This is a genomic window from Klebsiella ornithinolytica (assembly GCF_030505655.1).
GTDB classification, from domain to species: Bacteria; Pseudomonadota; Gammaproteobacteria; order Enterobacterales; family Enterobacteriaceae; genus Klebsiella; species Klebsiella ornithinolytica.
In genome coordinates this window covers 3,087,083-3,101,033 of the sequence record NZ_CP130153.1, presented here as the reverse complement: position 1 = coordinate 3,101,033, position 13,951 = coordinate 3,087,083, and the positions used below count along the sequence as shown (strand labels likewise).

Annotated in this window: 11 protein-coding genes; 3 read left to right on the top strand and 8 right to left on the bottom strand. The window is 53.9% G+C overall.

Annotation, left to right across the window (positions count from 1 at the left end):
- Positions 1 to 34: 34 nt before the first annotated feature.
- The 4 genes from Q1L34_RS14805 to Q1L34_RS14790 form a co-directional block, all read right to left on the bottom strand.
- Positions 35 to 781 (bottom strand): SDR family NAD(P)-dependent oxidoreductase, encoded by a 747-nt coding sequence (locus Q1L34_RS14805; RefSeq protein ID WP_004861200.1) that lies wholly within the window; start codon positions 779 to 781, stop codon positions 35 to 37.
- A gap of 70 nt (positions 782 to 851) precedes the next feature.
- Positions 852 to 1,541, bottom strand: coding sequence for a helix-turn-helix transcriptional regulator (locus Q1L34_RS14800; RefSeq protein WP_123629293.1), 690 nt, complete (start codon positions 1,539 to 1,541; stop codon positions 852 to 854).
- 406 nt (positions 1,542 to 1,947) lie between these two features.
- The gene (locus Q1L34_RS14795) at positions 1,948 to 3,030 is read right to left on the bottom strand and encodes an oxidoreductase (protein WP_015584479.1); all 1,083 of its coding nucleotides are present in this window, start codon (positions 3,028 to 3,030) and stop codon (positions 1,948 to 1,950) included.
- A 13-nt stretch (positions 3,031 to 3,043) separates the two neighbouring features.
- Entirely contained in the window at positions 3,044 to 3,790 is a 747-nt protein-coding gene (locus tag Q1L34_RS14790) for a DeoR/GlpR family DNA-binding transcription regulator (protein ID WP_004861208.1), read from the bottom strand.
- 612 nt (positions 3,791 to 4,402) lie between these two features.
- Between Q1L34_RS14790 and zntB the strand changes: the two genes are divergently transcribed.
- The 3 genes from zntB to dbpA all read left to right on the top strand — a co-directional run bounded on the left by zntB (position 4,403) and on the right by dbpA (position 7,239).
- A complete protein-coding gene (zntB, locus tag Q1L34_RS14785; RefSeq protein WP_004861213.1) occupies positions 4,403 to 5,386 on the top strand; it encodes a zinc transporter ZntB in 984 nt (327 codons plus the stop codon).
- 279 nt (positions 5,387 to 5,665) lie between these two features.
- On the top strand, positions 5,666 to 5,851 hold the full coding sequence (ynaL, locus tag Q1L34_RS14780) for a proline-rich small protein YnaL (protein WP_071824622.1): 186 nt from the start codon (positions 5,666 to 5,668) through the stop codon (positions 5,849 to 5,851).
- 14 nt (positions 5,852 to 5,865) lie between these two features.
- Complete coding sequence (gene dbpA / locus Q1L34_RS14775) at positions 5,866 to 7,239, top strand: ATP-dependent RNA helicase DbpA (RefSeq protein WP_327204129.1); 1,374 nt, start codon at positions 5,866 to 5,868, stop codon at positions 7,237 to 7,239.
- A 44-nt stretch (positions 7,240 to 7,283) separates the two neighbouring features.
- On the opposite strand, the gene ttcA is transcribed toward dbpA, so the two are convergent.
- From ttcA to nifJ, 4 genes are all read right to left on the bottom strand, one after another.
- On the bottom strand, positions 7,284 to 8,219 hold the full coding sequence (ttcA, locus tag Q1L34_RS14770; protein WP_004861225.1) for a tRNA 2-thiocytidine(32) synthetase TtcA: 936 nt from the start codon (positions 8,217 to 8,219) through the stop codon (positions 7,284 to 7,286).
- Between the two features lie 194 nt (positions 8,220 to 8,413).
- Positions 8,414 to 8,848, bottom strand: coding sequence for a universal stress protein UspF (gene uspF / locus Q1L34_RS14765; protein ID WP_004861228.1), 435 nt, complete (start codon positions 8,846 to 8,848; stop codon positions 8,414 to 8,416).
- A gap of 73 nt (positions 8,849 to 8,921) precedes the next feature.
- Entirely contained in the window at positions 8,922 to 9,140 is a 219-nt protein-coding gene (locus tag Q1L34_RS14760; RefSeq protein WP_004861230.1) for a KTSC domain-containing protein, read from the bottom strand.
- A gap of 795 nt (positions 9,141 to 9,935) precedes the next feature.
- On the bottom strand, positions 9,936 to 13,463 hold the full coding sequence (gene nifJ / locus Q1L34_RS14755) for a pyruvate:ferredoxin (flavodoxin) oxidoreductase (protein ID WP_048024342.1): 3,528 nt from the start codon (positions 13,461 to 13,463) through the stop codon (positions 9,936 to 9,938).
- Between the last annotated feature and the right edge of the window lie 488 nt (positions 13,464 to 13,951).

Below are 13,951 nucleotides of genomic sequence, written 5' to 3'. Positions count from 1 at the left end.
AACTCTTACAGTTTAAAAGAACTTTCGCGGGATGTTACTCGGCTAAATAACCACCATCGATTGGATAAACGCCTCCGGTACAGAACGCTGATTTGTCTGAAAGCAAAAACAATATGAAGTCTGCTATTTCTTGCATTGTTGCCATCCTTTTCATAGGGTGGCTATTTGCGAAACTACGTACGATATTTTCAGGAAATTCAGTCATTCGTGGGGTTTGGACATAGCCCGGAGCGACTGCGTTGATTCGAATGTCCTGGCTTGCAAATTCTAACGCTGCGGTTTGGGTTAAACCGATTATACCGTGTTTAGCCACGGTGTAAGGTGCTAATCCAGGAATGCCAACCAGGCCATTTACTGCAGATAAATTAACGATAGAACCACCAAATTTCATCATCTCAGGTATTTCATATTTCAGACAGTAAAAAACGCCGCTCAAGGAGGTGGCAATAACCTTATCCCAGTTTTCAACCGTTTGCTCTGTTATGTTTTTACCATGTTCACCGGTTAAGCCTGCATTATTTACAGCGTAATCAAGTCTGCCGAACTGTTGGATAACCTGAGCGATCATTTTCTGTACTTGTTCCGGTTGTGAGACATCACAGCCGATCCCCAGCGCTTGTGGTCCCTGTGAAGTTAATCGTTTCGCTTTTTGTTTAGCCTGCGCTGAGGAACGGGATACAATAACGACCTTCGCGCCATATTTGTGTAATTGCTCTGCAACTGCCTCACCGATACCTGCAGTACTTCCTGTTATGACAGCAACTTTATTCTGGAAATTCATAATTCCCCCTATGAAGTAGAATGGAGTCTTTCATCGGGGTGAGTATACAAATTAGCTGTGACAGTTTTTGTCAGTACTCTTTCCCTTCGCAGATCCCTTCTTTGAATCTCCATTTTTTCAATAAAACCGTTCTGCTTTCACTATATGTAGAATCCAGTTGTACCAGCTCTTTAATTTTGTCAGTTCTAAAATGACGAAAATCATTTCTCATCTCACACCAGGCCACCAAAAGCCAGCATGACTCCATATATACCAATCCGATGGGCCATATGACTCGAGAAGAGTAAGTATCTTTCTTGTCACAATACTTTATTTCGATTTTCTTTCGCTTTTTAATAGCATTGCGGATATGTTCAAAAAACAGTTCATTATTTTCTGAAGGACCGATCAGATAGGATTGACTCTCAATAAGATTTTTTAATTCACCAGGAATGACGGCATGTATTTTGGCAAGGGCATTCCTTGCGGTATTCTTGAAATCATAATCCGTATTATGAGATACCCAATTTAACCCAAGCGTAATAGCATTGATTTCTTCATGAGAAAGGTTTAAGGGTGGCAAATGAAAGTCAGACTTAACGATATAACCAATTCCAGCACCGCCTTCAATGCACACGCCTTGATGTTGTAGCGTTTTTATATCTCTGTAAAGGGAGCGTACACTTACTCCTAATCTTATCGAGAGAGTGGATGCGGTGATCGGGTATCTTTGCGCCCTTAATATCTGTAGTAATTCGAGAAGCCTTTCTGTTCTGGTCATGCTGATCAATCCATCCTGATCCTGAGACGATATCTTAACGCATCTGTTGGATAAGCATCTTAGTACAAAGTAAGCGTACACGCTTAAGTTGAACAGTTCCCTTTGATTAATACAGCGCTATATTCGTCATTATTTTATTTAATAATATTAAGCGCTGCAGGCGAGGGCATAACTACCTGAAAAGGTACCGCTGGTTTCAGGGCGCGCCGTCAGCCGGAGCCAACCGATAAGAATGTAGCCGAAAACCATACCTGGCTGCGGGCGAGGATATCCGCCTGGTATCAACGTCGCTGAACGGTGGACAATCTGCGCGATCGGCTGAATGGGCTGGCACGGTGAGTACCGCGACCAGCCACGTGCGGCGGGGCATGACCTGTGGAAACCGCAGGTCATGGGAGCCCCCTGATTATTGCAATGCCGCCAGCTCATCCGCGGTCAGCGCAACGCTTTGCACCGTACCTGATTCCGCCGACTGTACCGCCGCTTCTAATACCGCCATTACCGCCAGCGCCTGCAGCGGCTGGACCGGGTTCTCGATCTTGCCGGTTAACGCATCGCGCACGTTAATATAGTACTGGCGCTGGTCGCCCTGCGGAGTAGGGATCTCGCGCGACTGCGAGCTGGCATCAAACACCACGAGGCTGTCGTCGTCATGCCCCCAGCTTTCGCTGCCGGGAACCACCCCGGCCAGCAGCTGGCTTTCCTGGCGATCGGCTTTCTGTTTCACCACGCTGCCTTTATCTCCGTGGACGGTAAAGCGCGATACGCCACCGGCCACCAGCATGCTGCAGTGCAAAATCACCTTATGCTGCGCGTAGTTTAAGACCACATGCGCCCAGTCATTAATCTCCGCGCCCTGGCGCAGGGTGGCGATATTGCCCTGCACCGACTGCGGCAGGCCGAACAGCTGTAGCGCCTGATCGATCAGGTGCGGCCCCAAATCGAACCATAATCCGCTGCCGGGGACATTTTGTTCTCTCCAGCGCACGCGAACTTCCGGGCGGAAACGGTCAAAATGCGACTCAAAGTGCTTAACATTGCCGATAAGTCCTTGTTCGATAACCTGTTTAATGCCGAGGAAATCGCTGTCCCAGCGGCGGTTATGGAAGACCGAAAGCAGCAGCTGCTTCTCTTCCGCCAGCGCAATCAGCTCGCGGGCTTCCTGCATATCCAGCGTAAAGGGCTTATCCACTACCACATGTTTCCCGGCATTCAGCGCCAGTTTGGCTAACGGGGCGTGCGTGGCGTTGGGGGAGGCGATCACTACCAGGTCAATATCCGGGTGTTGAACGGCCTGTTCTGGCGAGCCGATGACGGTGACATCCGGCAGATCGCGCTTCACCTTCTCTTCATCGCCGGACGCAACGACCGCCAGCGTGAGGCCTTCCACCGACTGAATCAGCGGGGCGTGAAACGTTTTGCCGACGAACCCATAGCCGATCAGCGCAATATTAATGTTTTTACCTTCACGAGCGATGACTTTATTCATTACCCTCTCCACGTTATTGAGCGTCAGCAATGTTGACCTGCAGCGCGCTAGTATCCCCGAGCTCTTCCCAGGGCTTGTCTAAAAATAACTGATGTATGTCTGTTAATTCGGCCACCAGATGCGGCTCGCAGTGGTTCAACTTCATATGATCGGCGACCAGCCAGTGCTCGGTGCTTGCCGCCAGCATGGCGCGTTTGATTTCAGCATCGGCCTCCTGGCTGGCGCTTAAACCGAGTTGCGCATGGATGGCGCAGGCGCCGAGGATGGCGATATCGGCACGATAGCGCGCCAGCAATGCCAGGGTGGCGCTGCCGGCAAACAGCCGCTGCTGCACATCCCATGTTCCCCCCAGCATGATCAGCTGGATATCCGGGCGGGTGCTGAAATGCGAGGCAATATCTAATGAGGTGGTGATAACCGTCATCGGGCCTTGAATCTGGGTCGCGACGGCCAGAACGGTACTGCCGGCATCTAAAAAGAGGGTCGAACCGGCGGGTATTTTGCTGGCGACCAGGCGGCCTAAACGCTGTTTAGTCTGCGGCAGCAGGGCATTTCGGCCCTGGCGATTCATTGCGGAAATGTCGAGCGCGATTGCGCCGCCGTGGTTCTTCTGCGCCAGCCCCTGCTTTTCAAGATCGGCCAGATCGCGGCGCAGGGTGTCTGCAGAAACCTGCAGCTTTTCAACCAGGTCACTGATACTGACTTGCCCGTTTTCACTAATAAGGTCGACCAGGTACTTTTGTCTGGCGGTTTTATGCATGGTGATGAAATCCTGCAAAATGCTGCAATAACTCGCATAATACAGCATTTCGCAGGAAAAGAAATCGTCCTTGCATCACCTTCTGGAGTGGAGCAGCGATGGGGCGAGGAAAGGGTGGCCGCCCGCTCTACGGAGGAGGTATCGGGCGGTATGGCGCAACGTTCTGCAGGCCCCCCAACCGCTCATCGTTACCGGTCAATATATCCGCGACGGCGCTTCATCAGGGCGTCGGGGCGGGGCGAGACTTTTTTAAGGGGCGGGTTTGCAAAACGGCAACTCCGGTCTACTCTTACTCCTGCTCATAACAATGAAGGAGATAAAAACATGTGTACCAATTTGCACGATAACGCTCGTCAGTACGCAGAAGAGAAAAGATGAACGGCTCCTGCTAGCCTGCCGTCCCGCCGGTATTCATTCTGGCGGTGGTTCATTCAGCGGGCTGGACATATTCTTATGAAACGCACTCATAACCCGCCGTCGGCGGGTTCTTTTTTTATGCTTATCCTCGTCCGCTTTTCATCAGCGAATTCAGCACCCTGCTGACTTTACCCCTTGATTAACCGATGTGTCAGGCTAGACTAGCAAAAATAAGAACTGACTGACGGAGGTCTGGTGGACGCCATTAAGGGATCGGAATTGAACGTGCCGGATGCGGTTTTTGCCTGGCAATTCGACGGGCAGGGCGGCGTGAAGCCGCTGACTGACAGTGACGCTATCGATAAGGAGCATCCCTGTTGGTTGCATCTGAACTATACCCACGCCGATAGCGCCGAATGGCTGGCATCCACTCCGCTGTTGCCCAACAGCGTCCGCGATGCCTTAGCCGGGGAAAGTACCCGTCCCCGGGTCACCCGGGTGGGGGACGGAACGTTAATTACGCTGCGCTGCATCAACGGCAGTACCGATGAGCGGCCTGACCAGCTGGTGGCGATGCGCCTGTATATGGACGAGCGCTTAATCGTCTCTACCCGCCAGCGTCGGGTGCTGGCGCTGGATGATGTGCTCGGCGATCTGCGCGAGGGAACCGGGCCGGTGGACTGCGGCGGCTGGCTGGTGGATATTTGCGATGCGCTGACCGATCACGCCAGCGAATTTATCGAGCAGCTGCATGACCGGATTATCGACCTCGAAGATAACCTGCTGGATCAGCAGGTGCCGCCGCGTGGTTTTCTGGCGCTGCTGCGCAAACAGCTGATCGTGATGCGCCGCTATATGTCTCCGCAGCGCGATGTCTACTCCCGCCTTGCCAGCGAGCGTCTGCCGTGGATGAATGACGATCACCGCCGCAGAATGCAGGATATCGCCGACCGGCTGGGGCGGGGCCTCGATGAGATTGACAGCTGTATTTCCCGGACGGCGATTATGAGCGATGAGATTGCTCAGATTATGCAGGAGGCGCTGTCGCGTCGTACCTATACCATGTCGCTGATGGCGATGGTGTTTCTGCCCAGCACCTTTTTGACCGGTCTGTTTGGCGTCAACCTGGGCGGGATCCCCGGCAATGAGTGGCATTTAGGCTTTTCTATCTTCTGCATAATGTTAGTCGTTCTCATTGGCGGTGTTACATGGTGGTTACATCGTAGTAAATGGCTGTAAATAATCGCTTTTCATCGCCGTCCATCGCGTGAAAATCCGGGAATGTTTGAGCGAAATCAATAAACCGTCTACCCATTCGGGGCAATATCTCTCTCGCAGGTGAATGCAACGTCAAGCGATGGGCGTTGCGCTCCATATTGTCTTACTTCCTTTTTTGAATTACTGCATAGCACAATTGATTCGTACGACGCCGACTTGATTAAGTCGGCTTTTTTTTGCTCTCTGGTTAGCAGCTTCTACGCTTAATGGGTATACCCGCTCATTCCCGGGAGAACCACCATGCGCTATCAGCCCCTGACATCGATTCCTGTCTCGCCAGAACCTAACGATCCCATACCGGTGCCCGATCCCCGGCCGCGCCCGCATCCGCTGCCCGACCCGCCGCCGGACGATGAGCCGATTAAATTGTCGCATCGCAGGCGCAGATCTGCGAGGATACGCGCCTGCCCTTTGTGTGCCTGTTAATTCGAGAAAAAATTGTGACCGCTTTTTCAACACTGAACGTTTTACCCGCTGCCCAGCTCGCCAATCTCAATGAGCTGGGTTATCTCACGATGACCCCTGTGCAGGCCGCCGCCTTGCCCGCGATTCTGGCGGGTAAAGATGTGCGCGTGCAGGCCAAAACCGGTAGCGGTAAAACAGCGGCATTTGGTCTGGGGCTGCTTCAACATGTTGATGCTACCCTGTTCCAGACACAATCTCTGGTACTGTGCCCGACCCGCGAACTGGCCGATCAGGTCGCGGGTGAGCTGCGTCGTCTGGCGCGCTTTTTACCGAATATTAAAATTTTGACCCTTTGCGGCGGGCAGCCTTTCGGCGCGCAGCGCGATTCGCTGCAGCATGCGCCGCATATCATCGTCGCCACACCGGGCCGTTTGTTAGATCACCTGCAAAAGGGCACCGTGTCGCTGGATGCGCTGCAGACGCTGGTGATGGATGAAGCCGATCGGATGCTGGATATGGGCTTCAGCGAGGCCATCGATGAGGTGATCCGCTTTGCCCCGGCCGAACGTCAGACGCTGCTGTTCTCCGCCACCTGGCCGGAAGCGATCGCGGCGATCAGCGGGCGGGTACAAAACCATCCGTTGACCATTGAGACCGATTCCGTCGACGCGCTGCCGGCAATCGAGCAGCAGTTTTTCGAAACCTCCCAGCGCGGAAAAATCCCGCTGCTGCAAACGCTGCTCAGCCAGCATCAGCCGGCCTCTTGCGTGGTGTTTTGCAACACCAAAAAAGATTGTCAGGCGGTTTGCGATTCGCTGAATGCCGCGGGGCAGAGCGCGCTGTCGCTGCACGGCGATCTTGAACAACGCGATCGCGATCAGACGCTGGTGCTATTTGCCAACGGGAGTTCTCGTGTGCTGGTCGCCACCGACGTTGCCGCGCGCGGCCTCGATATTAAATCGCTGGAGCTGGTGGTTAACTATGAGCTGGCCTGGGATCCGGAAGTTCACGTGCACCGTATCGGGCGTACCGCCCGCGCGGGTGAGAGCGGTCTGGCTATCAGCCTCTGCGCGCCGGAAGAGGCGCAGCGCGCCAATATCCTGGCAGAGATGCTGCAGCTGAAGCTGAACTGGGTGAGCGCGCCGACCAACGGCAATATCAAACCGCTTCACGCAGAGATGGCGACGCTGTGTATCGATGGCGGGAAGAAAGCGAAAATGCGCGCCGGCGATGTGCTCGGCGCGTTGACCGGCGATATGGGCTTTGACGGCGCCGACATCGGCAAGATTAACGTCCATCCTGCGCATGTCTATGTGGCCATTCGCCAGAGCGTGGCGCAGAAGGCCTATAAGCAGCTGCAGAACGGTAAGATTAAAGGCAAAAACTGCCGCGTTCGCCTGCTGAAATAAGCGATGACAAGGCGTCTCAGAGGTGACTCTGAGACGCCGGTGGGTTACTTCACTTCGACCACGTTCAGGCGCAGTTCATCCAGCTGCGCGGCATCGTCTTCCGGCTGCCAGCCGGCAGGCTGCAGCGGAATCTCTTCCCGGTCAAACGCCAGATCGCCGCCATCAACCACTTCTGAGTTGTGGTTAATCCCTTTAAAGTCAAACAGGTTAATGTCGCTCAGATGCGACGGCACCACGTTCTGCATGGCGCTGAACATGGTTTCTATCCGGCCAGGATAGCGCTTATCCCAGTCGCGCAGCATATCGGCGATCACCTGGCGCTGCAGGTTAGGCTGCGAACCGCACAGGTTGCACGGAATGATCGGGAAACCTTTCGCCTGCGAAAAACGCTCAATGTCTTTTTCACGGCAGTATGCCAGCGGGCGAATCACGATGTGTTTACCGTCATCGCTCATCAGCTTCGGCGGCATGCCTTTCATTTTGCCGCCGTAGAACATGTTCAGGAACAGCGTCTGTAAAATATCGTCGCGGTGATGGCCGAGGGCAATCTTAGTCGCGCCCAGTTCACTGGCGGTACGGTACAGGATACCGCGACGCAGACGCGAACAGAGCGAGCAGGTGGTTTTGCCTTCAGGAATCTTCTCTTTGACGATCCCGTAGGTGTTTTCTTCGACAATTTTGTACTCGACGCCAAGCTGCTCGAGATATTCCGGCAGAATGTGGGCGGGAAAACCCGGCTGCTTCTGATCGAGGTTGACCGCGACCAGCGAGAATGAAATCGGCGCGCTTTTCTGCAGGCTGCGCAGGATTTCCAGCATGGTGTAGCTATCTTTACCGCCGGACAGGCAAACCATAATCCGGTCGCCGTCTTCGATCATGTTGAAATCGGCAATGGCTTCGCCGACGTTACGGCGCAGGCGCTTTTGCAATTTATCGAGGTTGTACTTTTCTTTTTTGCTAATTTCTTGATTTTGCAGCATTTAATAATAGCTCAATTCATGGTGTGGCACACGCACTCTGCCCACGGCACGGCGGGTGGTCGCAATTAATGACGTCAGTCTAAGTCTGTGGCGTGTATGGTACGGATTCGCGGTGGGGATGTCAGCACATTTCCGGTAGTTTAACCTGACAGATGTTGAGATAAAAAGCCCGCCGTGAGGGCGGGCTGAAGGGGTTAACGCACAACCAGTACGGAACAGTCGGCATGACGAACGACGGCCGCGGCGTTGGAGCCGAGCAGATAGGTCGTTATGTCCGGGCGGTGAGAGGCGATAATCACCAGATCGGCCGGCAGCGTTTTCGCCAGCTCCAGAATGTTATCCTTCGGCGAACCTTCCTTAACATGGAAATGCACCCGGTCTTCAGGAATGGCGAACTGAGCGACGAACTCTTTCAGACGCGTTTCCGATTCCGCTTTAAACTCATCCATCGGCGGTAGTTCGGTGGTATAGGCCATCCCCAGCGAGGCGTAGTAGGGAAGGGATGGAATCACGGTCAGAAAGTGTACTTCGGCATCGTCAATACGCGCTTCCGCCTCAACGTGACAGACAACGCGTTGAGTTAATTCTTTTTCAGATATATCAATAGGTACAAGAATTATTCTGGCCATAAAACCTCCTGTTTAAGTAACCGCTTAAAGTGTACGCCATTTGGCGGCATGATGTACCATGACGGGTCACATTTTAGCGTGAGCTACCCCGGTGTTCGGTAAATTTCCCTTTGATGACGCCATCATAAAAACGTCCCTTGGAGACCACCTGCAAAAAAAGGCGATAGATGCGTTCGGGCACCTTCTCATAGCGGAGCGTGGTGGCGTCGTGAAACCGGATTTCGAGGATGCCAGAGGCTTCGTCATAGGCGATGGAGGCGATTCGGGATGATTTTACGGGTTGATGATCCATGGCTGGCGTCCTTTACGGCAGGCTTTACCGGCAATATATCATTTATCGGGTAACGGTTTTAATACACCAGGGATATTGTTTTGATTTGATTGATGTTCCCGGCACGACGCGATAAAACAGCGTTGCTGTGGGCGGGACTTTGCATCACAGCGGATACAGTGGCACCGGTGCGACGATGCAGGCGCCAGAGGAGCGTTATGCGATAAGGCGTTGTCATCTTTGCCCTATAGACTGGCTATAGAATAAACACCGGCAAAGTATCTCGCTTGAAGTCATACACCGTCGCAATACCCGCATATGGACCGAGACTTTTTATGGTCATTGCTCATGCCGGATATAATGTGTTTTAAATATCAGGCCAATATTATGTTGATTCCTTTATAAATCTGCAGGCGATGAATAACGTATTTGATAAGCGTTATACATAATGATGACTTCAATTGGATGTTTCTGAAGTGTTTTTATTTTAAATTTAGAGTGGCGCTGAGGGTGTTATAAATAACAAAGAGGTGTAAGGGTGAAAAATGATCTGAGCGGTAATAGAACCTGTAGGCTAAAAAAATACACCTGTTATGATAATGGTTTGGTGAATGTATAAACTGAATATATACAAAATAAAAATTATACAGAACGGGATTATTCGCTTATTATCCGTGCGTTATTGCCTTCTATTGTCGCCAGCTTCTTTATTATGTTCGTCACATATTCACGCACGATATTATTTTGACGATAAAAATGACAAGCCCGAATGAATATTCGGGCTTTTTTTATGCTAAGGCTTAAAAACAGAGCGGGTTAACTCTCGGTTGCCGGTTTCTCCGCTTTGCCGGCCATCTGGGCCAGGAAGTCATAGCGTTTTTGCAAATCCGCCGCCGCATCCTTCCACAGCTGCTCCGCCACTTCGGGTTGCTGGGAGTTGAGGCGACGGAAACGTTGCTCGTTAAGCAGCGTTTCGGCCAGCGCGTCTGACGGTGGGCGAGAATCCAGCGCCAGCGGCAGTTTACCTTCATCCGCACGACGAGGGTCGAAGCGGTACAGCGGCCAGAAGCCGGTGGCGGTCAGCTGACGCATCTGATCGTGGCTGAGCGCCAGATCGTAACCGTGCTCTTCGCAGGGGCTGTAGGCGATAATCAGCGACGGGCCAGGGTAGGCCTCCGCTTCCTGAATCGCTTTCACCGTCTGATTCAGCTGCGCCCCCAGCGAAATTTGCGCGACGTAAACATGCCCGTACATCATCATGCTGACGCCGAGGTCCTTACGCGCCTTGCGCTTGCCATGCTCACCAAATTTGGTGACCGCGCCGAGCGGAGTCGCCTTCGATGCCTGGCCGCCGGTATTGGAATAACACTGGGTATCGAGAACCAGAATGTTGACGTTTTCGGTCAGGCTCAGGACGTGGTCGAGACCGCCGAAGCCAATGTCATAGGCCCAGCCATCGCCGCCGATAAGCCAGATGGATTTCTCAACCAGCGCATCGGCATCGGTTAAGAGCTCCTTCGCACCGGCTTCATTAGCCAGAACCTGGCGTAGCTCAGCCACCTGTTCGCGGCGCACCTCTGGGGTGGCGTCGGCCTGCAGCGCCTCATACAATGCTGGCGGCAGTTTATCGGCAAACGTTGCCAGCAGGCGCATGACGCGCTGACGGTGCTGGTCGACGGTTAAGCGGAAGCCGAGGCCAAATTCGGCGTTGTCTTCGAACAGCGAGTTTGCCCACGCCGGGCCACGGCCGTTGGCGTCGGTGGTATACGGTGTGGATGGCAGATTACCGCCGTAAATCGACGAGCAGCCGGTGGCGTTAGCGATCAGCATCCGATCCCCGTACAGCTGGGTCAGCAGTTTGATATACGGCGTTTCGCCGCAGCCGGAACAGGCCCCGGAATATTCAAACAGCGGGCTGATCAGTTGCGAGGTGCGGATATCAATCCGCTCCAGAGTGCTGCGGTCGATTTCCGGCAGGTTGAGGAAGAAGTCGTAGTTCACTTTCTCTTCTTCCACATGCTCAAGGCGCGACATCATGTTGATGGCCTTGATTTCAGGATTCTGCCGGTCTTTTGCCGGACACACTTCCACGCACAGGTTACAGCCGGTGCAATCTTCCGGCGCCACCTGCAGGACATATTTCTGCCCGCGCATATCGCGCGATTTGACGTCCAGGGAGTGCAGACTGGCCGGGGCCGCCTCCATGGCCTGCGGAGGGACCACTTTGGCGCGAATCGCTGAATGCGGGCAGGCGGCGACGCAGTGGTTACACTGGGTGCACAGCTCCTCCTTCCAGATGGGGATCTCTTCGGCGATATTGCGTTTTTCCCAGCGCGTGGTGCCCATTGGCCAGGTGCCATCCGGCGGCAGCGCGGAGACCGGTAGCGCATCGCCGAGACCGGCCAGCATCGCGGCGGTGACGGTTTTCACAAAATCCGGCGCGGCATCGGAGACCACCGGCGGACGGTTCGGGCTGGAGGCATCGACCGGGCGCAACGGCACTTCGGCCAACGATTCGCGCGCCAGCGCCAGCGCCTGCCAGTTGCGCTCAACCAGATCCTGGCCTTTGCTGCTGTAGCTTTTCGCAATGGCGCCCTGCAGTTCGGCCAGCGCGCTGTCGCCCGGCAGAATTTGCGTTAAGTGGAAGAATGCCATCTGCATGACGGTATTGATACGCGCGCCAAGGCTGCATTCTCGGGCAATTTTCGCAGCGTTGACGATATAAAAGCGCGCTTTTTTCTGATTCAGCGTTGCCTGCACTTCCTGCGGCAGGCGCGACCAGACGTCATCCACACCATAAGGTGTATTGAGCAAGAAAATCCCGCCGGGTTTTAACCGCTCAACCATTTGATATTTGTCGATAAACTGTAGCTGATGGCAGCCAACGAAATCGGCCTGCGAGATCAAATAGGAGGAGCGAATCGGTTTCTCACTGACGCGTAAATGCGAAACGGTCAACCCGCCGGCTTTTTTCGAGTCATAGACAAAATAGCCCTGCGAGAACCACGGCGTGGAGTTACCGATAATTTTGATATTGTTTTTAGTGGCCGATACGCTGCCATCGCTGCCGAGGCCGTAGAACAGCGCCTCCAGTTTGGCTTCTGACGGCAGGGTGTTCTCCCCGAGCGGCAGGGAGAGATTGGTCACATCATCATAAATGCCGACGGTGAATCGCGGTTTGGGCCGGGCTTCGCGCAATTCATTGAAGATAGCCAGCACGCACTCCGGGCCGAACTCTTTCGATGAAAGGCCGTAGCGGCCGCCGATGGTGCGGGGCAGAGTTTCACGTTCGCCGCGGTTAAAGGCTTCCGCCAGCGCGGTCATGATATCCAGGTACAGCGGCTCGGCATGGGCGCCCGGTTCTTTGGTGCGATCCAGAACGGCGATAGCGCGGGTGCTTTCCGGCAGTGCCTCCAGCAGATGGGCGGCTGAGAAGGGGCGATAGAGGCGAACTTTCAGGACACCGACTTTTTCGCCACGGCTCAGCAGTTCGTCAACGACCTCTTCACAGGTGCCGATCGCCGAGCCCATAATCACAATCACCCGTTCTGCCTGCGGATGGCCATAAAACTCGAACGGTTTGTACTGACGCCCGGTCGCGGCGGCGAAATCGTTCATCGCCGTTTCAACGTGGTCATAGACCGCGTCGTACCAGGGGTTCGTGGCTTCGCGGGACTGGAAATAAGTATCCGGGTTCGCCGAAGTGCCGCGGATCACCGGATGTTCCGGATTCAGCGCGCGCAGACGGTGCGCGTCAATCTCGTCCTGAGGCAGCAGGTTGCGAATGGTGTCATCCGCAAGCGGGGCGATTTTATTGATTTCATGCGAAGTGCGGAAGCCGTCGAAGAAATGGATAAACGGCACCCGGCTCTTAAGCGTGGCGATATGGGAAATCAGCGCAAAGTCCTGGGCTTCCTGGACGCTGCTGGCGCACAGCATGGCGCAGCCGGTCTGGCGTACGGCCATGACGTCGGAATGGTCGCCGAAGATCGAGAGTGCGTGGGTGGCGACGGTACGAGCGGCAACGTGCAGGACAAACGGCATCAGCTGACCGGCCAGTTTGTACAGCGTGGGGATCATCAGCAGTAAACCCTGCGATGAGGTAAAGGAGGTCGAGAGCGCCCCGGTTTGCAGCGCGCCGTGTACAGCACCGATGGCCCCGGCTTCCGACTGCATTTCGACGACGCGAGGTACGTCTCCCCACACGTTTTTAAGCCCGTTACCCGCCCAGGCATCCGCCTGTTCCGCCATCGTTGAACTGGGCGTAATCGGGTAGATGGCGATAACCTCACTTGTGCGAAACGCGACTGAAGCGGCCGCGCCATTACCGTCGATAGTAATCATAAGAAGACACCCTAACATTGCGCAAAAGAAGAGACCTGACAAACGGCTACAGGTCTTGTAATTATAGTGGCTAGTATAAGGGCATTATCTATACCCTTGAAGTTGTGAGGCTTTCGAGTGCACAAATTGATCCACGAATTCTTCCCCGGAAGGGCAAAAGATACCGACGGCTTCGCATCTATCTTTATGATTATTATGCATTTATGTTGACAGGCGGCGTAACGGGCAGGTTTCCCCGTGGTGAGAGCCGTGCTGTCGAAGATATCGCCGTTGACGTATCAATCTGCCTGTGGGTCTGAATCAGGGGGCATTATTTATCTGCGAATTCGCGATACCCGATTTTCTAATCCTGACGTTGTGGAATAGCCATTCACGATTAACATTGGCAATGATGGGACATATTGTAGGCGGATGTTAGCGGACTGCGAATGTGAGAACTCCGCTATTTGTGATTTTTACATTCTGCCTTTACAAAGATAAACAAAGGT